General features: G+C 63.0%; 17 protein-coding genes and 1 riboswitch. Of the genes, 6 read left to right on the top strand and 11 right to left on the bottom strand.

What is annotated here, in order from left to right:
- Positions 1-114: 114 nt before the first annotated feature.
- From thiQ to thiB, 3 genes are all read right to left on the bottom strand, one after another.
- Entirely contained in the window at positions 115-906 is a 792-nt protein-coding gene (gene thiQ / locus NKH42_RS07130) for a thiamine ABC transporter ATP-binding protein (protein ID WP_352504969.1), read from the bottom strand.
- Entirely contained in the window at positions 903-2,522 is a 1,620-nt protein-coding gene (gene thiP, locus NKH42_RS07125) for a thiamine/thiamine pyrophosphate ABC transporter permease (RefSeq protein ID WP_352504968.1), read from the bottom strand. Before thiP ends, thiQ begins: the two co-directional genes overlap by 4 nt.
- A gap of 240 nt (positions 2,523-2,762) precedes the next feature.
- The gene (thiB, locus tag NKH42_RS07120; protein ID WP_352504967.1) at positions 2,763-3,776 is read right to left on the bottom strand and encodes a thiamine ABC transporter substrate binding subunit; all 1,014 of its coding nucleotides are present in this window, start codon (positions 3,774-3,776) and stop codon (positions 2,763-2,765) included.
- 43 nt (positions 3,777-3,819) lie between these two features.
- Positions 3,820-3,934: riboswitch (TPP riboswitch) on the bottom strand.
- A gap of 140 nt (positions 3,935-4,074) precedes the next feature.
- On the opposite strand from thiB, the gene NKH42_RS07115 reads away from it, so the two are divergent.
- The 4 genes from NKH42_RS07115 (at position 4,075) to NKH42_RS07100 (ending at position 7,159) form a co-directional block, all read left to right on the top strand.
- Positions 4,075-4,719 (top strand): thiamine diphosphokinase, encoded by a 645-nt coding sequence (locus tag NKH42_RS07115; RefSeq protein ID WP_352504966.1) that lies wholly within the window; start codon positions 4,075-4,077, stop codon positions 4,717-4,719.
- Position 4,720: 1 nt separating this feature from the next.
- On the top strand, positions 4,721-6,541 hold the full coding sequence (locus NKH42_RS07110; protein WP_352751216.1) for an ABC-F family ATP-binding cassette domain-containing protein: 1,821 nt from the start codon (positions 4,721-4,723) through the stop codon (positions 6,539-6,541).
- Between the two features lie 76 nt (positions 6,542-6,617).
- Positions 6,618-6,860 (top strand): type II toxin-antitoxin system CcdA family antitoxin, encoded by a 243-nt coding sequence (locus tag NKH42_RS07105; protein ID WP_097573514.1) that lies wholly within the window; start codon positions 6,618-6,620, stop codon positions 6,858-6,860.
- Positions 6,860-7,159 (top strand): CcdB family protein, encoded by a 300-nt coding sequence (locus NKH42_RS07100; RefSeq protein WP_352737782.1) that lies wholly within the window; start codon positions 6,860-6,862, stop codon positions 7,157-7,159. Before NKH42_RS07105 ends, NKH42_RS07100 begins: the two co-directional genes overlap by 1 nt.
- Before the next feature lie 21 nt (positions 7,160-7,180).
- Here the strand turns inward: NKH42_RS07100 and NKH42_RS07095 are convergent, their stop codons facing one another.
- The gene (locus tag NKH42_RS07095; RefSeq protein ID WP_352751218.1) at positions 7,181-8,863 is read right to left on the bottom strand and encodes a hypothetical protein; all 1,683 of its coding nucleotides are present in this window, start codon (positions 8,861-8,863) and stop codon (positions 7,181-7,183) included.
- A 73-nt stretch (positions 8,864-8,936) separates the two neighbouring features.
- Positions 8,937-10,235 (bottom strand): adenylosuccinate synthase, encoded by a 1,299-nt coding sequence (locus NKH42_RS07090; protein WP_352751220.1) that lies wholly within the window; start codon positions 10,233-10,235, stop codon positions 8,937-8,939.
- Between the two features lie 322 nt (positions 10,236-10,557).
- On the opposite strand from NKH42_RS07090, the gene NKH42_RS07085 reads away from it, so the two are divergent.
- Positions 10,558-11,460, top strand: coding sequence for a DMT family transporter (locus NKH42_RS07085; RefSeq protein WP_254816480.1), 903 nt, complete (start codon positions 10,558-10,560; stop codon positions 11,458-11,460).
- 84 nt (positions 11,461-11,544) lie between these two features.
- Here NKH42_RS07085 and serA read toward each other — a convergent pair whose 3' ends face one another.
- The 5 genes from serA to glmM all read right to left on the bottom strand — a co-directional run bounded on the left by serA (position 11,545) and on the right by glmM (position 18,097).
- Positions 11,545-13,143: a phosphoglycerate dehydrogenase gene (serA, locus tag NKH42_RS07080; protein ID WP_352476115.1), complete on the bottom strand. Its 1,599-nt coding sequence runs from the start codon at positions 13,141-13,143 to the stop codon at positions 11,545-11,547.
- A 184-nt stretch (positions 13,144-13,327) separates the two neighbouring features.
- Complete coding sequence (locus NKH42_RS07075) at positions 13,328-14,503, bottom strand: phosphoserine transaminase (RefSeq protein WP_352974013.1); 1,176 nt, start codon at positions 14,501-14,503, stop codon at positions 13,328-13,330.
- Positions 14,504-14,700: 197 nt separating this feature from the next.
- Positions 14,701-15,450 carry an outer membrane protein gene (locus NKH42_RS07070; protein WP_352504959.1) on the bottom strand — a complete coding sequence of 250 codons (750 nt, stop codon included), beginning with the start codon at positions 15,448-15,450 and terminating at the stop codon, positions 14,701-14,703.
- Between the two features lie 233 nt (positions 15,451-15,683).
- Positions 15,684-16,523, bottom strand: a complete 840-nt coding sequence (locus tag NKH42_RS07065; RefSeq protein WP_352751222.1) for an outer membrane protein — start codon at positions 16,521-16,523, stop codon at positions 15,684-15,686.
- A 221-nt stretch (positions 16,524-16,744) separates the two neighbouring features.
- Complete coding sequence (gene glmM, locus NKH42_RS07060) at positions 16,745-18,097, bottom strand: phosphoglucosamine mutase (RefSeq protein ID WP_292664754.1); 1,353 nt, start codon at positions 18,095-18,097, stop codon at positions 16,745-16,747.
- Positions 18,098-18,632: 535 nt separating this feature from the next.
- On the opposite strand from glmM, the gene NKH42_RS07055 reads away from it, so the two are divergent.
- Positions 18,633-19,619, top strand: coding sequence for a hypothetical protein (locus NKH42_RS07055; RefSeq protein WP_352974012.1), 987 nt, complete (start codon positions 18,633-18,635; stop codon positions 19,617-19,619).
- A gap of 410 nt (positions 19,620-20,029) precedes the next feature.
- Here NKH42_RS07055 and ftsH read toward each other — a convergent pair whose 3' ends face one another.
- On the bottom strand, positions 20,030-21,955 hold the full coding sequence (ftsH, locus tag NKH42_RS07050; protein ID WP_352504956.1) for an ATP-dependent zinc metalloprotease FtsH: 1,926 nt from the start codon (positions 21,953-21,955) through the stop codon (positions 20,030-20,032).
- Between the last annotated feature and the right edge of the window lie 64 nt (positions 21,956-22,019).

Below are 22,019 nucleotides of genomic sequence, written 5' to 3'. Positions count from 1 at the left end.
AGGCAGCAAGGGCAAATCACGGTCTAAGCCGGACCAGTTCCTGGCGGACCTAGCCACACTACCTCGACCATGGCAAGCAAGCGCCGCTTCGCCTTCCGCCGGTTTGACCATAAATTATGTCCGCTTCCGGGCAACATCTCGTGATCCAGTCGCAAACGGACCCGAGCCGATATAGCGTCGGAATGCCTCCGGTCCAGCCCCAACGAAAAAATCGGCGGCGGTGCCGGTCGCGGCAACCGTGCCACCGTCCAGGAAAACCATGTTTTGGCCGATACGGCGCGCATCGTCCGGCTGGTGCGTGACGAATAGCACCGTCATGCGCTGCTCCGAATGGACGTCGGCCACCAGGTCGAGCATGTCGTCGCGCAGTGCCGGTCCGAGCGAAGCGAACGGCTCGTCAAGCAACAGCACCGGCCGGTCGCGCACTAAAACCCGGGCGAGCGCGACGCGCTGCCGCTCGCCGCCGGAGAGTTCGCGCGGCAGTCGGCTTTCCTTGCCGGCAAGGCCGACGCGCTTCAGCGCTGCGGCGATTGCGGCGCGGTCAGCCTCGCTCAGCCTGAGCGAAGGCGAGCGGCCGAGCCCGACATTCTGCTCGAGGGACAGATGGGCAAACAGGTTGTTTTCCTGGAACACCATCGATACCGGCCGCGCTGATGGCGGCGCAGTGCTGACGTCGGCGCCGCCGATGAGCACGCGGCCAGACCGTGGCGCTTCGAAACCGGCCACCAGATTGAGCAGTGTCGACTTTCCCGAACCGCTCGGCCCCATGATGGCGGTGATTTCCGACGCCGGGAAATCGACATCGAATATAAGCGGCGTTTCACCATAGCTGAACGAGACATTATCGAGCCGCACGGCCGCGCCTTTTTCCACCGAAATGGACCGTTCCGGGCTGATCGGCATCATGATTTCTCCCTCCTTCCCATCCAGTCCGCGGTCAGCACCAGCGCCAGGCAGACAAGGCCGAGCACCAGCGCCAGCCCGGCCGCATCCTCGGTGCGGTAACTGCCCATGCGGGCCAGCAGCAGGTAGGGCAAGGTTTGCACGGAATCGCTGCCGAACAGCGCAATGACGCCAAGATCGCCGAGCGACAGCGCCATGGCGAAAGCGAAGCCGGTGGCGAGCGGCCGCCGCAGCGACGGCCAGTCGACCAGCCGCAACCGGTTCCAGCCCGAGATGCCAAGCTGTGCGCAAAGCCGTTCGTGGCGTTCGCTCGCCGCGTCATAGGCAGGGCGGATGGCGCGGATGGCGAACGGCATCGCCATCACCGCATTGACCGCAACGACCATGACAGGGGCGATCGCAAAGACATCGCTGACGGTGCGCAGGAGCAGGAACCAGCCGGCGCCGATGACGATGGGCGGCACCACCAGGACGAACCCCGCACCGGTGTCGGCCAGATGCTCGAGCACCGTCCGCCGGCCTGTCCGCCGGGTGAGCGCCAGCGCCCGGCGCGCCATGACCAGCGACAGCGACAGCGCCAGGGAGAGCAGCGCCGATAAGACGGACAGCACGGCACTGGTCGCCGTCGCTTGCCGCACCGCGCTCTCGCCGGCAAGGCGGCCGAGATCGGCGCCAAGCCCGGCCGCCAGCGTGGCCGCCATCGGCCCGGCGACAAATAGCAGTGCCAGCCCGATCACCAGCGCGTTCAGCACGGTCTCGGCCGCACCGGCTAAAAAATACCGGCGCGGCGCCACCGGCAGATTGGCGTCGCCGGTCATATTGGCGCCAAGCCGCGTCAAGGCCAGCACGACCACGAAGGTCAGGGCAATCTGCAGCAGGGTCAGCGTCACAGCCCGCGCCGGGTCGAAGTCGAAACGCAGCGCCTGGTAGATGGCAACCTCCAGCGTCGTCGCGCTGGGTCCGCCGCCGAGCGTAAGCACGATGGTGAAGGAGGTGATGCACAGCATGAAAACGAGCCCGGCAACGCCCGGCAAGGCCGCACGCAGCGGCGGCCATTCGATCAGCCGGAAGGCCGGCGCAGCACCCATGCCAAGCTGGCTCGCCAGCCGCCATTGGTCGGCCGGCACGATCTGCAACGCCTCCAGGAACAGCCGCGTCGCCAGCGGCAGGTTGAAGAAGACATGGGCGACGAGTATGCCCGACAGGCCATAGATGCCGGGCCAGCTCTGGCCGCCTAGCGCGCCCAGCGTGCCGGCAAAATAGCCGGCGCGGCCATAGAGTGCCAAGACACCGAGTGCGGCAACAATGGCCGGCAGCGCCAGTGGCACGGCGAAAAGCTGCAGGATAAAGCCTCGCCCGAAAAACTGTGGATGCCGCGACAGGGCACGCGCGACGAACAGCGCTGGCGCGACGGAGAGCAGGGTCGACAACAGAGCCTGCCAGAGCGTGAAACGGACGATACGCAAGAGATACGAATCGAAGGCGGAGACAACACCGGACGGGTCGCGCGTGGCTTCGACGACGAGCCCGGTGAATGCACCGCCGATCAGCAACGCGATGGCGGCGAGCGCGACGATGCCGGCGTTGACGCGGGAGTCAGATGATGGTGCGCGTTGCACGCTAGACTACCAGATTCGAGATTCTTAGTGAGGATTGCGTTCCTTCGCGCCCCCCTCTGTCCTGCCGGACATCTCCCCCACAAGGGGTGAGATTGGCAGTTTCAGCGCTCCGCTCATTCCAGCAACATCGGCGACTGGCGAAAGCCGCCGTGCCGTCCGATCTCCCCCCTTGTGGGGGAGATGTCCGGCAGGACAGAGGGGGGCGCCGTAGAGCGATCATCTTCGATCAATCGGCCAAAGCTACTTGCTCATCGCCGCAAGCCACTCATCGACCCAGGCCTTGCGGTGGGCCGCGACTTCCTCCGGGCTGAACAGCAAGGTTTTGGTCGGTTTGACAAGCTTGTCGAACGCCGGATTGAGCGGCTTGTCGGTCTTGCCGGCCGGGAACATCCAGTTGGTTTCGGGAATGACATCCTGGAATTTCGGTCCGGTCATGAAGGCGATGAACTTTTCCGCCAGCGGGTTCTTCGCGCCCTTGGTGGTGATCCCCGCAACTTCGATCTGCAGGTATTCGCCTTCCTCGAAGGACGCCGCCTGGTAGCGCTCGGTGTTTTCGGCGACCATGTGGTAGGCCGGCGACGTGGTATACGACAGCACCATCGGCGCCTCGCCCTTGGTGAACAGGCCGTAGGCCTCGCTCCAGCCTGGCGTCACCGTCAGCACCTTTGCCTTGAGCTTGGCCCAGGCTTCGGGCGCCTTGTCGCCATAGACCGACTTGACCCACAACAGCAGGCCAAGGCCCGGCGTCGAGGTGCGCGGGTCCTGGATGACGATCTTCTCTCCGGCATCGCCCTCGACCAATTCCCTGAGGCTCTTCGGCGGGTTCTTCAGTTTTTCGGTATCGTAGACGACGGCGAAATAGCCATAGTCGAACGGCACGAAAGTATCGTCGCGCCAGCCGCCCGGCACGCTGACATCCGATATGGCGCCATGCGGCGAAAACAGGCCGGTTGCCTTGGCGTCGGCGGTTAAATTGGTATCGAGGCCAAGCACGATATCGGCCTTGGTGGCGGCCCCTTCCAGCTTCACACGGTTGAGCAGCGCCACGCCGTCAGCGACCGAGACGAATTCGACGACGCAGCTGCACTCGGCCTCGAAGGCCTTCTTCACCGCCGGTCCCGGACCCCAATCGGCGGTGAAGCTTTCATAGGTATAGACGGTCAGTCTATCCTGTGCCGATGCCTGCCCTGGCAGGGCGAGCGCGGATGCCGCAAGCAGGACAATCGGGACAAGAGAGTGGAAAAAACTGCGCATCGGCGCCTCCTTCGTTCGCATTGAAAGGAATTGAGGCGCCGGGCTGTCCGAAGCGTCTAATCCCTCCGCCGGTACAAACCGGATCAGGTTCAGCGGGTTGGCAGTCTTGCCTCTCAGCCGGTCCGCGAAGATCGCGTCCGGCACCCCGTTAGAGCGTTTCGACACATAGGCCCGGCCGAAGTGCCGCGCAAGCGGAAGTTTGCCGGGCATCCAAAGCCCAGCCTTCCGTTTCGTCTGCCGTTTCATCTTCCGTTTCATTCTTCCGTTTCTGGGGCAGGGCTGGTAAGGGCCACGAGATATGAGCAAATTCACCATCCTGCTTGGCGGCGATCTCATCCGCACGCCGCTGCTCGACCGCCAGGTCGAAGGCTCGCGCGTCATCGCTGCCGATGCCGGCATCGGCCATGCCCGTATGCTGGGCCTGAGGCCGGAACTCTGGGTCGGCGATTTCGATTCCGTACCTGCCGAGTTGCCGGAGGATCTGGCCGCCGTGCCACGGCAGGTGTTTCCCGCCGAAAAGGACAAGACCGACGGTGAACTCGCTATCGCCGCCGCACTCGAACGCGGTGCGACCAGCCTTGTGCTCGCAGGCGCTTTCGGCGGCAAACGCACCGACCACATCTTCCTGCATCTGGCGCTGAGCGTCCGGCTGGCGGAAGGCGGGACGGACGTGCTTTTGACCAGCGGCGCACAGGAAGGCATTCCCTTGCTGCCCGGAAAGACTGGCTTCGACTATGCCGACGGCACGCTGTTTTCGGTGCTCGGCTTCTCCGATCTCGCCGGCCTGAGCGTCACCGGTGCCAAATGGCCGCTCGACCATGTCGAGGTTGCGTTCGGCTCGTCGCTGACCATTTCCAACGAGGTCAGGGGCCGGTTGGAAATCGCGCTGGCCAGCGGCCGCGCGCTGCTGCTCGCGCATCCTTTTCCCTTACCTGAAAGCTGACATGGCACCGCCGCTTCTCAATCTCGATGGGATAAAGCTGACCTTTGGCGGCACGCCGCTGCTCGACGGTGCCGCCCTGACGGCCTCAGCTGGCGACAAGATCGCCTTGGTCGGCCGAAACGGTTCGGGCAAGTCGACGCTCCTCAAGATCGCCGCCGGGCTGATCGAGCCGCAGGACGGCGAAGTCTTCCGCCAGCCTTCGGCAACCGTGCGCTACTTGCCGCAAATGCCCGACATGGAAGGTTTTGCGACCGTCCGCGCCTATGTCGAGGCGGGGCTCGGGCCCGCCGACGATCCCTATCGCGCCACCTATCTGATGGAGCATCTCGGCCTGACCGGCGAAGAACGGCCGAACGACCTCTCCGGCGGCGAGGCGAGGCGTGCGGCACTCGCCCGCGTCATGGCGCCGGAGCCCGACATTCTCCTCCTCGATGAGCCGACAAACCATCTTGACCTGTCGGTCATCGAATGGCTGGAGGAGGAGCTTGCCCGCACCTCCTCGGCACTGGTCGTCATCTCGCATGACCGCCGTTTTCTCGAGCGCGTGTCACGCGCCACAATCTGGCTCGACCGCGGGCAGACCCGCCGTCTCGACAAGGGCTTTGGCTATTTCGAGCAATGGCGCGACACGGTGCTGGAGGAGGAAGAGCGCGAGCAGCACAAGCTCGGTCGCCAGATCGTCCGCGAGGAGCACTGGCTGCGCTATGGCGTGACAGCGCGGCGCAAGCGCAACATGCGCCGGCTCGGTGAGTTGCAGACCATGCGCCAGCGCTTTCGCGGTCATCGCGGCGCCGAGGGTGCGGCGACGATGACAGCCAGCGACGCCGCCGAATCCGGCAAGCTGGTGATAGAGGCCAGGAACATCGAGAAGAGCTTTGGCGATCTGATCGTGGTCAAGGGATTTTCGACCCGCATCCAGCGCGGCGATCGCGTTGGCTTGGTCGGGCCGAACGGCGCTGGCAAGACGACGCTGTTGAAGATGCTGACCGGCGAATTGAAGCCGGACGCAGGCACGGTGCGGCTCGGCACCAATCTGGAGATCGCCACGCTCGACCAGAAGCGCGAGGCCGTCGATCCACAGGAGACACTGGCGCAGTATCTCACCGACGGTCGCGGCGAGAACCTGGTCATCAATGGCGAACAGCGCCACCTCGTCTCTTACATGAAAGACTTCCTGTTCAAGCCGGAACAGGCGCGCACGCCGGTGCGCGAGCTTTCGGGCGGCGAGCGGGCACGGCTGATTCTCGCCCGCGTTTTGGCGCGGCCGGCAAACCTGCTTGTGCTCGACGAGCCGACCAACGACCTCGATATGGAGACGCTGGAGTTGCTGCAGGAACTGGTCGCCGGCTTTGCCGGCACGGTGATCCTGGTCAGCCACGATCGCGATTTCCTCGACCGCACCGTGACCAGCATCATCGCGCCGGATGGTGATGGCCGCTGGATCGAATATGCCGGCGGCTATTCCGACATGCTGGCGCAGCGCGGCGGCACCAGGCTGGACGACCGCAAGGCGCGGCCGAAGGCAGAGACCGGCGAGGCGACGGCTGCACGTAGGAGCGACGCGGCCGCTCCCAAGGGCCCGGCAAAGAAACTGTCGTTCAAGCAGAAATTCGCGCTGGAAACCTTACCCAGGAAGATCGAGGCGGTGTCGGCCTCGATCTCGCGGCTGGAGAACAATATCGCCGATCCGGCCTATTACGAGCGCGACCCGGCCTCGTTCCAGAAGACGATTGCCGCGCTCGACAAGGAGCGCGTCACACTGGCAGCGCTCGAGGAGGAATGGCTGGAACTTGAGATGCTGCGCGAGGAAATGGAGGGGTAATTCGCGAGTTCAAGCACCTTGTCGTTGCGACTGGACGGGAGTGCGCATATATTATGCGCATGCTGCGGAGGTGATCATGCGCAAGATAGCTGTGAATGCGGTTCGTCAGCCGGCAAATCTGTCGATCGACTCAAAGCTCATGAAGGAAGCCAAGGGGCTCGATGTGAATGTCTCGCGCGCCGCTGAAGCCGGCATCGCAGAGGCAGTGGCCGCCGAAAAGACGCGGCTGTGGAAGCTTGAGAACCGCGCGACGATAGATGCGTGGAACGAATATATCGAAAAACACGGTATTCCGCTGGCAGAACATCGGCAATTCTGATGGCGCGCTACGACGTCTTCGCGGGTAGCATCGAAGGCGGCTATCTCCTCGACGTCCAGGCCGATCTGCTCGACCATTTCAAGACCCGGGTGGTCGTCCCGCTGCTGCCGGTTGCGATGGCGCCATCACCAATGCGAAGGCTCCATCCCGTTTTCGAGATCAATGGTCGGAAATTGGTCATGACCACCCATTTGATCGCCACGGTTGCGGCGACGGAACTGGGCGAGAGCCGACTGAATCTGACCAGGCATCACGAAGACATCGTGAGCGCGCTCGACATGCTGTTCCAGGGCTTCTGAGCCAAGGAGGCGTTGTCGGCCTCACCCCGCCGTCTTTGTCTGCCAGGCCTTCAGCGCCTCGTCGAACACCTTCTCGCCGGGAATTCCCTTTTCCATGGTGAGCAGCGCCCGCCGCCCGGTCTTGTAGACGACCGGCACGTCAATCCAGTCCTGACCTCTGAGCAAGGTCAGATTGGCGTCTTCATCCGCCTTGGTGTCGTTGAGCGCAACCAGGAAGAAGCCATCGGCGATCTTGGCCGGGATGCCGATCAGCGGGCTGCCGGCATCCTGCTCGGAGCCCTTCATGGCGACACGCAAGATGTTGTCGACACCGCCGCCCTCGAAGCCATTAGGCGTCAGGAAGATCATCTCGATGATGTGGCTGGCCGGCAGAGTCTGGTCGGTGTTGCGACGGATCGTCATGCGCAACTGGATATCCTTGCCTGGAATGGTCGCCTCGGCACGGATCGCCGGCTCGGGCGGCAGGTCGCCGCCGGGCGATTCCTGCACCAGCGACCAGACGATGTTGCCGGGCTCGGCCGAGCCTTGAGCGGTGCTGGTGCGCTCCTCGTAGAAGATCGCCTTCTGGCCGACGGCCAACGCGGCTTGCGGCGGAACTGCCGTCGGTGCCGCTGCCGTCGCGGGCGGTGGGGCGGCCGTTGCAGGGGCTGGCGGAGCAGCTGCAGCATCGGGCGGCGTTGCGGGCGTTGGCGCAGCCGACCCATTGACTGCTGGAGCATTGGCCGTGGCTTGCGTGTCGGCGGGTGCCGCCGGTGCCGGCGCGGCGGGTGCCGGGGTGGTCGGCGCTTGAGCGGCCGATGGCGGCGTGGTCAGTGCGGCGACGGATTCGCCTTCGCCGATGCCCGCCTGCCCGGCCGCGGGGCCGGGATCGACTTCGTGGCCCTCGGGCGTAAGGCGCTGCGTAAACTTCGCGCCCTCGCCGGCCTCCGTCGGAGGCGCGGCGGCCGGTACGGCCGCATCGGCCACCGGCTTGGCCGGGGCTGGTTTTACCAGCGGTTCGGTGGCGACGGCTTTGGTCTCGTCGAGGCCGAGCATGCTGCCGAACGCATCCTTGTTCAGCCAGATGCCATAACCGCCACCGGCAATGACCAGCAGGGCAATGGCGGCGGCGATCACGCCGCCATAGCTGCGCCTGCGCTCGGCAGGATGGAGTCGCTGGAACCTGTCCTCCGCGGGGCCGCCGTCGTTGGAAAAGTCGTCGCCCCGAAAAACGCTGTCTTGGTCATCGGCCGTCGGAAGATCCATATCGGACGGCGGCGGACCAGCGCGCTCTTGAGGAAGAGCGACGGGCTGCGGCTTTTGCCAGTTCGGCACCGCCTTGGCGGGCGTGGACTGCCATGCCGGCCCAGTCTGGGCCGGCCCGGTCTTTGCTGGCCTGGTCGTTGCTGGCTCGGTCTTTGCCGGCTGCCGGACATGGCTGGGCTGGTTCTTGTTGCGGTCGATGGAGGAGAAGATGTCCTCCAGTTCCGCCAGCGGATCGGATGCCGGTGCCGGTTTAGCATATTCTCGCTCAACGCTTGCGATGGCGTCTTCGAGTGCGCGCTTCTGCCTGGCGACATCCGACGGCGCAAACGGCGGATCGCGTTCGGCAATTTTCTTCGCGATCATCGAACGCGCCATGTCATAAACCTTGGCGCGCACTTCCGCCGACGGCCTATCAAGCTTGTCTAGGGTCTTTTTCAGGGCACCAACAAAATCTACCATGCTTCAGTCGACCTGCATTTGTTTCTGGGCCGGCCCCCGCAAATCAGCCGCAATGCCCGGAAAGGCTGAGAAACTAGTCTTGAAACGGATCGGTCACAAGTATCGTGTCATCCCGTTCAGGGCTGGTGGAAAGGAGTGCGACCGGCGCGCCGATCAGCTCTTCGATGTGGCGGACGTACTTCACCGCCTGGGCCGGCAGATCGTTCCAGCTGCGCGCGCCGGCGGTGGTGCCTTTCCACCCTTCCAGCGTCTCGTAGACCGGTTCGACGCGGGCCTGCGCACCTTGGCTGGCCGGCAGGTAATCTATCGCCTCGCCGTCGAGTCGGTAGCCGGTACAGACCTTGATCTCGTCCAGCCCATCGAGCACATCGAGCTTGGTCAGCGCAATGCCCTTGATGCCGTTGACGGCGACAGCCTGGCGGACCAGCACGGCATCGAACCAGCCGCAGCGGCGCTTGCGACCGGTGACGACGCCGAATTCATGGCCACGCGTGCCCAGGAACTCGCCGATCTCGTTCTTCTGCTCGGTCGGAAACGGGCCTTCGCCAACACGCGTGGTATAGGCCTTGGTGATGCCGAGCACATAGCCGATGGCGCCCGGGCCGACACCGGACCCGGCAGCGGCCTGGCCGGCAACGGTATTTGACGAGGTGACGAACGGATAGGTACCATGATCGATGTCGAGCAACGTGCCTTGCGCGCCCTCGAACAGGATGCGCTCGCCGGCGCGGCGCTTGTCGTCGAGGATTTTCCAGACGCGGTCCATATAGGGCAGGATCTCGTCAGCGACGGAAATCAGCTCGCTCATGATCGCCTCATGCGTGACTTCGCCATGGCCAAGCCCGCGCCGCAGCGCATTGTGGTGCGTCAGCAGCCTGTCGACCTTCAAGGGTAGCGTTTCCAAATCCGCCAAATCCATCACCCTGACCGCGCGCCGGCCCACCTTGTCTTCGTAGGCGGGACCGATACCGCGGCGGGTCGTGCCGATCTTCGTTCCGGAATTGGACGCGGCGTCCTCGCGGAATCCGTCCAGCTCCCGGTGCAAGGACAGGATAAGCGCGGTGTTTTCGGCTATTTTCAGGCGGTCTGGCGTCACCTCGACGCCCTGCCCCTTCAATTTCGCAACCTCCGCTACGAAAGCGTGCGGATCGAAGACGACGCCATTGCCGATGATGGACAGCTTGCCTTGCCGCACCACGCCGGACGGCAGCAGCGACAGCTTGTAGATCTTGCCGTCGACGACCAGCGTGTGGCCGGCATTGTGGCCGCCTTGGAAGCGCACGACAACGTCGGCGCGCTCCGACAGCCAGTCTACGATCTTGCCTTTGCCCTCATCGCCCCATTGCGAGCCGACGACCACCACATTGGCCATATTTCTTTTCCCTTGAGACGCCGCACGAGCAGCTTGAAAACAGTTCGAAACGACAGGCCTCTATCGCATCGGCCCCCCAAAATCGGAATCGATTTTCGGAAAAGCACGACGCGAGGATTAGAGCCTTCCGACGCGTACTTGTAGCGTCCAATCGCACGCACGTCGCTCTATAGCGTCAAGACCCGGCGAGCGCGACCACTCTTTGCCACCCAAAACGCTCCGAGGCACAACAATTTTCGCCTTTGACATCATTTACTTGGGTTGGCGGTCGCAATAGGCCCACACCGACGTCAAATTCCCTCTGCTTGGCCGGAATGTCACGATGCATCGAGCCGCCTACCTTTTCCTGCTGTTCACCACCTTGCTGTGGGGCGGCAACTCCGTGGCCGGCAAGCTGGCCGTCGACCACATTTCACCGATGACGCTGGTCTTCCTGCGCTGGATTCTGGCCGTTCTGATCCTGCTGCCGATCGGCTGGCGAACGCTGCATCAGGACTGGCCAGTGGTGCGTCGGCACTGGTTGCTGCTTGGCGGGCTCGGCGCTTGCGGCTTCGCCTTTTTCAATGCGATCTTCTACACGGCGCTCAACTACACGACGGCGATCAACGTCTCGATCGAGCAGGCGGCGATACCGATCGTGATCATCATCGCCAATTTCGTGCTGTTTCGCCTGCGGGTGAACCGGGTGCAGATCGCTGGCGTCGTGCTGACCATCATCGGCGTCGCAGTGACGGCGAGCCATGGCGACCTGCGCCAGCTTCTCAAGCTGGATCTCAACTTCGGCGACGCGATCATGCTGGTCGCCGTGCTTTGCTACTCCTTCTATTCGGTGGGGTTGCGGCTGAAGCCGGTCATCCGCTGGCAGAGCCTGATGCTGGCGCTGTCGGTTGCCGCACTCATCACATCGCTGCCTTTCTTCCTGTGGGAGATTGCCGCCGGCAAGGTCATCGTCCCCGACGCCCGCGGCTGGGCTGTCGCGTTCTATACCGCCATCGGTGCTTCGGTCATCTCGCAGATCTTCTATATCAGGGGCAACGAGCTGATCGGCGCCAACCGGGCCGGCCTGTTCATCAATCTGGTGCCGATCTTCGGTACGCTGCTGTCGGTGCTGATTGTCGGTGAGACATTCCAGCTTTATCAGGCGCTGGCTCTCGCACTGGTGCTGGGCGGCATCAGCCTCGCCGAATACAGCGGACGGAAGATGGCGGTATCCGCTGCTGAATGAAGTCGCTTGCCGCGACGGTTCACTGCGGTCCGTCAACGACCATGGAAGCGCCCCGCGTGCTGCTGCACACGGGGCGATCGAATTTCAGGCCGCGCCGACGTCGAAATGCAGCCGCTTGGCCGAGTCGATCGATTTGTGCGAGCGCACCTGCGCCAACACGTCTTCCGGGAACGGCGCATCGAGATAGAGCAAGGCAATGGCATCGCCGCCCGGCCGGTTGCGGCCGAGCTGGAAATTGGCGATGTTGACGCCGTTCTCGCCGCACACCGTGCCGAGCAGGCCGATGATGCCGGGCGCGTCGGCATTGGTCGTGTAGAGCATGTGCTGACCGACCTCGGCGTCGAGATTGATGCCCTTGATCTGGATGAAGCGCGGCTTGCCGTCCGAAAAACAGGTGCCGGCGATCGAGCGCGTCCTGTGCTCGGTCTTGACCGTTAGCTTGATATAGCCGTCGAACACGCCCGACTTGTCGCGCTTGACCTCGGCGACGATGATGCCGCGCTCCTTCACCATGATCGGCGCCGACACCATGTTGACGTCGGCGACCTGCGGCCGGATCAGCCCGGCAAGAGTAGCGCTGATCAGCGCCCGCGTATTCATCGTCGCGGTCGAGCCGTCGAACAGGATCTCGACCTCCTTGATCGGATCCTCGGTGACCTGTCCGACAAAGGCGCCGAGCACTTCGGCGAGCTTGACGAAAGGTTTCAGCCGCGGCGCTTCCTCGGCGGTGATCGACGGCATGTTGATGGCATTGGAGACAGCGCCTTTGATCAGATAGTCCGACATCTGCTCGGCGACCTGCAGCGCGACGTTCTCCTGCGCCTCCATCGTCGAGGCACCGAGATGCGGCGTCGCCACCACATTCTCCATGCCGAACAGCGCGTTGTTCTCCGCCGGTTCGACCTCGAACACGTCGATGCCGGCGCCGGCCACCTTGCCGCTCTTCAAGGCCGCGATCAGGTCGGCCTCGACGATCAGCCCGCCACGGGCGCAGTTGATGATACGCACGCCGGTCTTCATCTTGGCGATCGCCGCGGCGTCGATGATGTTGCGCGTCTTGTCGGTAAGCGGTGTGTGCAGCGTGATGAAGTCGGCACGGGCGAACAGCTCGTCGAGCTCGACCTTTTCGACACCGAGTTCCTCGGCGCGGCTGTCCGACAGGAACGGGTCGAAGGCGACGACGTGCATCTTCAGGCCGACGCCGCGCGTAGCGACGATCGAGCCGATATTGCCGCAACCGATGATGCCGAGCGTCTTGCCGGTGATCTCGACGCCCATGAAGCGGTTCTTTTCCCATTTGCCGGCATGGGTCGAGGCGTTGGCCTCCGGTATCTGGCGGGCCAGCGCGAAGATCATGGCGACGGCATGCTCGGCGGTGGTGATCGAATTGCCGAAAGGCGTGTTCATCACGATGATGCCCTTGCGACTCGCCGCCGGGATGTCGACATTGTCGACGCCGATGCCGGCGCGGCCCACGACCTTCAGCCTGGTCGCGGCGTTGATCAGCTTCTCCGTCACCTTTGTCGCCGAGCGGATGGCCAGCCCATCATACTGGCCGATCACTTCGAGCAGTTTTTCCTTGTCCTTGCCGAGATCCGGCAAATAGTCGACCTCGATGCCGCGATCCCTGAAGATCTGCACGGCGGTGGTGGAAAGTTTGTCTGAGACGAGAACGCGGGGCATTGGCTTGGTCCTTTGCGATTGGCGTCCCTCCCCCTTGAGGGGAGGGTCGGCGCGAAGCGCCGGGGTGGGTCATTGCGGCCGGATGCGGCCAAATCTTTTTTTCTTTCTGGATGGCGGATCGGTGAGCGGTTGGAGGCGACCCCACCCGGCCCTTTGGGCCACCCTCTCTTCGAGGGAGAGGGAGTTAGGCGGCTGCCTTCAGCGACGCCTTTTGTGCGGCAAAAGCCCAGTCGAGCCAGGGCAGCAGCGCTTCGAGATCGGAGGTCTCGACTGTCGCGCCGCACCAGATGCGCAGGCCGGGCGGTGCATCGCGGTAGGCGCCGATGTCGTAGGCAACGCCTTCCTTGTCGAGCGCCGAGACGATTGCCTTGGCGAACGCAGCCTGTCCATCGGCGTTGAGTGCAGCGACATCCGGATCGGTGAATGAAAGGCAGACCGATGTGTTCGAACGCGTCGCCGGGTCGACGGCAAGATGGCCGAGCCAGGAAGATTTCCGGACAAAGCGATCGAGAACAGCGGCGTTGGCATCCGCTCTGGTGACCAGCGCGTCGAGGCCGCCGATCGACTGCGCCCAACGCAGCGCGTCGAGATAGTCCTCGACGCACAGCATTGACGGCGTGTTGATGGTCTCGCCCTTGAAGATGCCTTCGATCAGCTTGCCGCCCGAGGTGAGACGGAAGATCTTCGGCAGTGGCCAGGCCGGTTTGTAGCTTTCCAGCCGTTCGACGGCGCGCGGGCTGAGGATCAGCATACCGTGCGCGCCTTCACCGCCCAGGACCTTCTGCCAGGAGAAGGTGACGACGTCGAGTTTCTGAAAATCGAGCTTTTGCGCAAAGGCCGCCGAAGTGGCGTCGCAGATGGTCAGGCCCTTGCGGGTGGCCGGGATGAAATCGCCGTTCGGCACGCGCACGCCCGACGTCGTGCCGTTCCAGGTGAAGACCACGTCGCGGTCGAAATCTATTTTGGTCAGGTCGGGCAGCGCGCGGTAGTCCGCCTCTAACCTGCGCACATCGGCGAGCCTCAGTTGCTTGACCACATCGGTGACCCAGCCGGAGCCGAAGCTCTCCCAGGCGACCATGTCGACGCCGCGTTCGCCGAGCAGCGACCACAACGCCATTTCGACCGCGCCGGTATCCGAGGCCGGCACGATGCCGATGCGGTAATCCGCCGGAACCTGGAGGATTTCCCGGGTCAGCTCGATCGCTTGTTCAAGCTTGGTCTTGCCGATCTTGGCGCGGTGCGAGCGCCCGAGCGCGGCATTTTTGAGCGCCTCGACCGACCAGCCGGGGCGTTTTGCACAGGGACCTGAGGAAAAATTGGGATTTGCCGGACGGAATTCGGGCTTCGTATGCGTCGTCATCGTGGTCTATCCTTCCAGATAGTGGCCCCTCGTTGGGGAGGGGTGGCCCACGGACGGCGATATGCGTTCAGGCTTTCGGCGTCAAGGGGAAAGTTTTTGTCGCTGTCGGGATACCGGCTGCCTTTGGAAAAAAAGTGCCACAACGCAAACGGCGGGCCAAAGACCCGCCATTGTTCACGCCTCAGCTTCGATCGAGCCTACCAGAGGTCGTATCGCAGTCCGACTTTGACCTGGTGATTATTGATCCCTTTGCGGATCGGATAAGAAGTCAGGCTTTCGGCCGTCACATATTCGGCGTCGGGTGCGGAGAAATACTGATACCCCACATCGACTGAGACATTCTTGGACACTTGGTAGGCAAGGCCGGCATTCAGCGTGTAGGCGAAGGAGTATTGGGTCTTGTTGTCACGCAGGACGAAATCGTCGGTGGGGTCGGCGTTGGCGGTGAAGTAGCTCGCCGACAGGCGGCGCTTGCTCTGGAGGATACCGACACCAGCGCCGAGATAAGGCGTGATTCCGACATAGGTGCCAAGGTCGACATAGCCATTGAGTATGCCTGAGAAGGCATAGTTCTTCAGGGTCGCCGATGCCACGGTCGTTCCGTTGTTATAGCCGACCTCGATCTTGTTGCCGGGCAGATAGCCGGCATTGAGATCGGCGCGCAAATAGTCGTTGAAATGGTAGCCGAAGCCAATGCTGGCGAAGATGGGATCTTCCTTTTCGTCGAAGCTCGCGGGCGTGAAGGCGAAATCCTCATCCCTGAAGCTCTTCTGCACCAGATAGGAGACATCGCCGCGCAGATACCATCCCGAGCCAACCTCGACCGGTACATAATCGGGCGCCTGGTCGACATAGACCGGCGGTTCGTAATCGGCACCAAGCGCCGGCGTCAGCGGCAACACGACGACTGCTGCTAGCGCCAGTGCTACAGGCGATTTGGATGTCATGGTCCTCGGCTCCCGAACTTGGCGCATTCGCAATCGCGCGCCGTTTCAGACAGCATTGTTAACCATAGTGGTTAAGTGCGGGTTAAGGATAACAAGGCGTTAGCAATTGATTTGATCCGCTTTCGCTTCTCAAGTTGGGCGGTGTTCCAGAGCGCCGCAGCATCTTAGGCAGCCAAAACGAAACCGCCCGGCATCAGCCGGGCGGTCGACGAATTCCTGGATTTCAGAAACAACTACTTGGTGTAGACGGGCTCGGGTTCTGGAACGTAGGGCTCCGGCGGCGCGCAGTCCGACCTGCCGAACTGGTAGCGCAGGCCGCCACGCACTTCGTGCACGTTGATGCCGCGGTCATAGCCTGGGCCGACATTGGGGAGGGAGGCATAGTCGAACATCTTACCGCCATTGATGTGGCTGAAGCGGTAGCCGACATCGAGTTTGACGCGGTCGGTCAGGCAGTAGGATGCGCCCGCCATGGCAGCATAGGCAAAACGCCAGCCCTTGCCACCGCTATGATCAAATGAACCGTCGCTATCCACGTTGTGCAGTTCATCCCACTTGACCCAGGCACCGCCGATGCCGGCGCCGACATAAGGCGTGATCCCATGCCAGGTGCCGATGTCGACATAGGCGTTAGCCAAGAGCAGCAGCGCCGAATAGGACGAGGTATCGACGGACGTGCAAGGCGTTTGCTGCGGGCCGCAGAAGCCGTTGGTCGAGCCGCGAAATTTGGACTTGCTCATCCAGTCCAAGGTGAGATCGGTGCGGAAATGCTCGTCGATCTGGTAACCAACACCGCCGCCGGCCGAGAAGGCGCCGTCCAGCTTGCCTGTATCGAACTTGCCGGGATTCTGGGGCGCTACACCGTAGGTGATGTAGTCACCACCGCGAAACTTCGACCAGTGATAGTCGATGTCGCCACGGATATACCAGCCGCCGAATTCGGCCGGCTGCTCGTAGGCAACCGGTGGTGGCGCCTCCTCGACTACGGGCGGCTCGACGAAATCGGCGGCGAATGCCGGCCCGGCGCCGGCAAACAGCGCGGCCAGGAGGGCCATTCTTGCTGTGTTGAACATGCTTATCACTCCTGAGAACCCTCGAACGGCGAACGCGCCCGAAACGTGATTGACCTCAGTTGTGGATAATGAATCGGAAAGGTTAAAAGGCGTTTAACCGTATTGATTAACCACGAATCTCTAAAAGTCGAGCAATCTGGCGGCCGTTGCTGCAGGCGGAATTGGCGACTCAATAAAAAGCCCGCCGGCAAGGCGGGCTTTGAACCGATGTTGGAGGGAGATCAGGCGGCGCTGCGCGTTTCCGAAATGACCTCGACGATGTCGTTGACGACGGACTCGACAAGTTGTGGGTCGTCGCCTTCCGCCATGACGCGAATGAGCGGCTCCGTGCCGGATGGCCGGATGACCAGGCGCCCGGCCTTACCGAGGCGATTGCGCGCATCTTCGATCGCTGCCTTGACCGGCGCCTCCTCGAGCGGCTTGCCGCCGGAAATATGCACATTCTTCAACAGCTGCGGCACCGGCTCGAACTTCTTCGACAGTTCGCTCACCGGCCGGTTCTGCCGCTTGATGCAGGCGAGCACCTGCAGCGCCGAGACAAGGCCGTCGCCGGTGGTCGAAAAGTCGGACAGCACGATGTGACCCGACTGTTCGCCGCCGACATTGAGCCCATGGGCACGCATGTGCTCGACGACATAGCGGTCGCCGACCTTGGTGCGATGCAACTGCAGGTTCATGTCGCCGAGGAAGCGTTCGAGGCCGAGATTGGACATTACCGTCGAGACGACACCGCCGCCGGCCAGCCGCCCGCTCTGGTGCCAGGACTCGGCAATCAGCGCCATGATCTGGTCGCCATCGACGATCGCGCCGTTCTCGTCGACGATGACGACGCGGTCGGCATCGCCGTCGAGCGCGATGCCGATATCGGCGCGCACCTCGTGCACCTTCTTTTGCAGGCCGGCCGGATGAGTCGAGCCGCATTCCTTGTTAATGTTGAAGCCGTTCGGCTCGACATTGATGGCGACGACCTCGGCGCCGAGTTCCCACAGCGCGTCGGGCGCCACCTTGTAGGCGGCGCCATTGGCGCAATCCACGACGATGCGCAGGCCCGACAGCGACATTGAGCGCGGCAGCGTGCGCTTGGCGAATTCGATATAGCGGTCATGCACGCCGTCCACGCGTTTGGCGCGGCCGAGCCCATCGGAATCGGCGAGCGCCAATTCGATATCCTTGTCGAGCATCCCCTCGATACGCTCCTCGATCTCATCGGACAGCTTGTAGCCATCGGGCCCGAACAGCTTGATGCCGTTGTCGTAATAGGGGTTGTGCGAGGCAGAAATCATCACCCCGATATCGGCGCGCAGCGAGCGCACCAGCATGGCAACAGCGGGCGTCGGGATAGGGCCGAGCAGGAAGACATCCATGCCGGCGGCGCACAGGCCGGATACCATCGCGTTCTCGATCATGTAGCCGGAAAGCCTGGTATCCTTGCCGAGCACGACGCGGTGGCGGTGGCTGCCGCGCTGGAAAGAGAGGCCGGCGGCCATGCCGACCCGCATGGCGACCTCCGCCGTCATTGGAAACTTGTTGGCTCGCCCACGAATGCCGTCCGTACCGAAATAATGTCCTGCCATGTTCGCCAGCTTCCCGATGGTTCTTTCCGAGCATCTCATGCCATAAAATGGCCCAAGCCCCGTCATCACATTGTATGATTATGGACGACCAATCCTTAGAAAATTGTTGTTTTGTGTGTTTTGCGTCACGCTAGTGTGTTGATTTTCAAGTTCCGAGCCCTTGCTGCGGCAGCAGCATCAGAAACGTCAACTCAAACCTCATCTGGATCCTTTGGTCTGTGGCAGTGTGGCCTTGAACCCGAGTCCGCATCGTGCGGCTCCAGACAGCGGTAGGCTCAGGTCCTCCGCACCCGCCGATTTGACTGGCCGTCATGTGACGCAGTGGCCTCGCTGGGAACCAGCCATATGCGCGCTCTCCGTGCAATGCACCCGGACGAACTTGGCTCGGAGACGGTCCCGGCAACGAATTCATCACCTTAAAGAAAAGAATGCACTTCTAAATTTGTCTCTACGCTACTTAGCATCTGGCGCAACCAGCCGTTGAGCGCTATTGCTGCACTGGGACATATCATGAACTGCCATAGGGAGAAAACGCATGCTCATCCACCGACTTGCCACTTTGACGGGTCTTGCCGTCGCGATCTTGTTCCTGGCGGCGCCTGCCAATGCGCTGACCATGGCCGAGTGCAGCACCAAGTATAACGCGGCGAAGGATGCGGGAACGCTTGGCGGGCAGAACTGGAACCAGTTCCGCAAGGCGCAATGCGGCACCGATGCCACCGCCGCTACGACCGACACCGCCCCGGCCAAGGCCACTGACACCACCAAGGCAGCCGCCGGCGACGATGCGGCACCGGGCCTGACGGCGAAGGAGTGCAGCACCAAGTACCAGGCGGCAAAAGCCGCCGGCACGCTGAACGGCATGAAGTGGAACGATTTCCGCAAGACCCAGTGCGCCGCCGACGCGACGGCAGCCGCACAACCCGCCACCACGACCAAGGCTGCGGCAGCCGCCGACGACGCTGCGCCGGGCCTGACGGCCAAGGAATGCAGCACCAAATACCAGGCCGCCAAGGCTGCCGGCACCCTCAACGGCATGAAATGGAACGACTTCCGCAAGAGTGAATGCGCCGCCGGCGCAACTGCAGCGGCACAGCCTGCCGCGGCACCTGCCGAGGCGGTGACAGCCGCCGCGACCGATTCCGGCAAAGGCCTCAGCATGGCTGATTGCAGCGCCAAATATCAGGCTGCCAAGGCCGGCAACACGCTGAACGGCATGAAGTGGAACGACTTCCGCAAGAGCCAATGCGGCGCCGGCGCAGCCGACGACGACACCCTGCCGGCTCCTGATGCCAAGTATACCGGCGATCCGCAGCCGCCGACCATCACCGCCCCCCAGGGCGTGAAATTCCCGACGGCGATCTCCAAGAAGTATGCAACCGAGACCCCGGCCAAGGGCCGCATGCACACCTGCCTCGACCTCTATTACGCGAACAAGGACGCCAACACGCTGGGCGGCCTCAGGTCGATCCAGAAGGGCGGCGGCTTCTACAGCCTCTGCAACGCCAAGCTGAAGAGCTGACCGGCGCCATCATCATCCGACGATAGGAACCCGCGAGCCGCAAGGTTCGCGGGCTTTTTTGTTATTGCCGAACAAGTGAGAGGGCCTTCCGAGGTCGGACCAACTGTCAGGTCGCGTTCCTTCGCTCCCTCTGTCCGCCGCCGGAAGCAAAGAACCCGCCTCGGAGGGCGGGTCGTCGGCGCCGTTGAGCCCTTGGCGCCGGAAAGGCACGCAATTTGCCCAGGTCGGCGCCGAGTCTCCCTCCCCTTTATGGGGTTAGGGGTCATCGTAGAGCGAAAGCCTCGGCTTTCCACCTGCGATAGCCCTGCCCACAACTGCGGAGATCGGCAGCTTCAGCGCCTTCGAGAACATCAAAAGGAAAACGCCGCGGTTAGAGCCCGCGGCGTTTCGAAGTCGATCTGTCCTGGGCCCTAGCTTGACGGCTGGGGTTCCATGCCGCCTTCGGGCTCGGGGCCCTTCTTGCGGCGGCCGGACTTTGGTACGGCCGAGCCACGGCTCGGCGGCGTGTCGTCGCCGAGGTCACGGGCGGGCTTATTGCCGGCGATCAGCTGCTTGATCTCCTCGCCCGACAGCGTCTCGTATTCGAGCAGGCCTTGCGCCAGCGCGATCCATTCCTTCTTTTTCTTGGTCAGGATTGACCTTGCCGTCGAATAGGCCTCGTCGATCAGCCGGCGCACTTCGGCGTCGATGATCTGTGCCGTCTCTTCCGAGATGTTCTGCGTGCGCGCCACCGAATGGCCGAGGAACACCTCCTCCTGGTTGTCGCCATAGGCGACATGGCCGAGCTTGTCGGAGAAGCCCCAGCGCGTCACCATGGCGCGCGCCAGCTTGGTCGCCTGCTCGATATCGGAGGAGGCGCCCGAGGTGATGTTCTCCTTGCCGAACTTGAACTCCTCGGCGACACGGCCGCCCATCATGATGGCGAGGCGCGAGATCATGTATTTGTAGCTCATCGAATAGCGGTCGCCTTCCGGCAGCTGCATGACCATGCCGAGTGCCCGGCCGCGCGGAATGATGGTCGCCTTGTGCAACGGATCGGCCGACGGCACGTTGAGCGCCAGGATGGCGTGGCCGGCCTCGTGATAGGCGGTCAGCTCCTTCTCGGCCTGCGTCATCGCCGACGAGCGGCGCTCGGCGCCCATCATGATCTTGTCCTTGGCGTCCTCGAATTCGGCCATGGTGACGAGGCGCTTGTTGCGCCGCGCCGCCATCAGGGCGGACTCGTTGACCAGGTTCATCAGGTCGGCGCCGGAAAAGCCCGGCGTGCCGCGCGCGATCACCTTGAGGTCGACATTGGGCGCCAGCGGCACGTTGCGCACATGCACCTTCAGGATCTTCTCGCGGCCGACGATGTCGGGGTTCGGCACCACCACCTGGCGATCGAAGCGGCCCGGCCTGAGCAGCGCCGGATCGAGCACGTCGGGCCGGTTGGTGGCGGCGATCAGGATGATGCTTTCGTTGGATTCGAAGCCATCCATCTCGACCAGCAGCTGGTTCAGCGTCTGCTCGCGTTCGTCATTGCCGCCGCCGAGGCCGGCACCGCGATGGCGGCCGACCGCGTCGATTTCGTCGATGAAGATGATGCAAGGCGCATTCTTCTTGGCCTGGTCGAACATGTCGCGGACGCGGCTTGCGCCGACGCCGACGAACATCTCGACAAAGTCCGAGCCCGAAATGGTGAAGAACGGCACGTTGGCTTCACCGGCGACCGAGCGGGCGAGCAGCGTCTTGCCGGTTCCGGGAGGACCGACGAGCAGCACGCCGCGCGGGATCTTGCCGCCGAGCCGCTGGAATTTCTGCGGGTCGCGCAGGAACTCGACGATCTCTTCCAGATCCTGCTTGGCTTCGTCCACGCCGGCGACGTCCTGAAAGGTGACGCGGCCATGCGCTTCGGTCAAAAGCTTGGCCTTCGACTTGCCGAAGCCCATGGCACGGCCGGAACCGGACTGCATCTGGCGCATGAAGAATATCCAGACGCCGAGGATGAGGATCATCGGCAGCCAGGAGATCAGGGTGCCGAACAGCGAATTGGAGCCGTCGGATTCAGGACGCGCATTGATGGTGACGTTCTTGTCCTGCAGACGCGAAACCAGTGATGGGTCCCCAGGCGAATAGGTCTGGAAGCCGTTGGAGCTGTCCGTGTAATTGCCGGAGATACGGGCGCCGGCGATGGTCACCGACTTGATCCGTCCCGCCCCGACTTCCTGCAGGAACTGCGAATAGGGGACATCGCTCGAGGCCCCACGCGTCTGCGGCGTCTGGAAAAGATTGAAGAGAGCGATGAGCAGGACCGCTATGATCGCCCAGAGCGCGAGGTTGCGATAATTCGGATTCATCAATTGTCCCGTTGGCGCCGCTGGGCGGACACGCGTCGTGAGAGGAAACTTGGCCCTAACATAG

This window comes from Mesorhizobium sp. M1142 (genome assembly GCF_040318565.1).
GTDB lineage: Bacteria > Pseudomonadota > Alphaproteobacteria > Rhizobiales > Rhizobiaceae > Mesorhizobium.
This window is presented reverse-complemented; position numbering and strand designations above follow the sequence as displayed.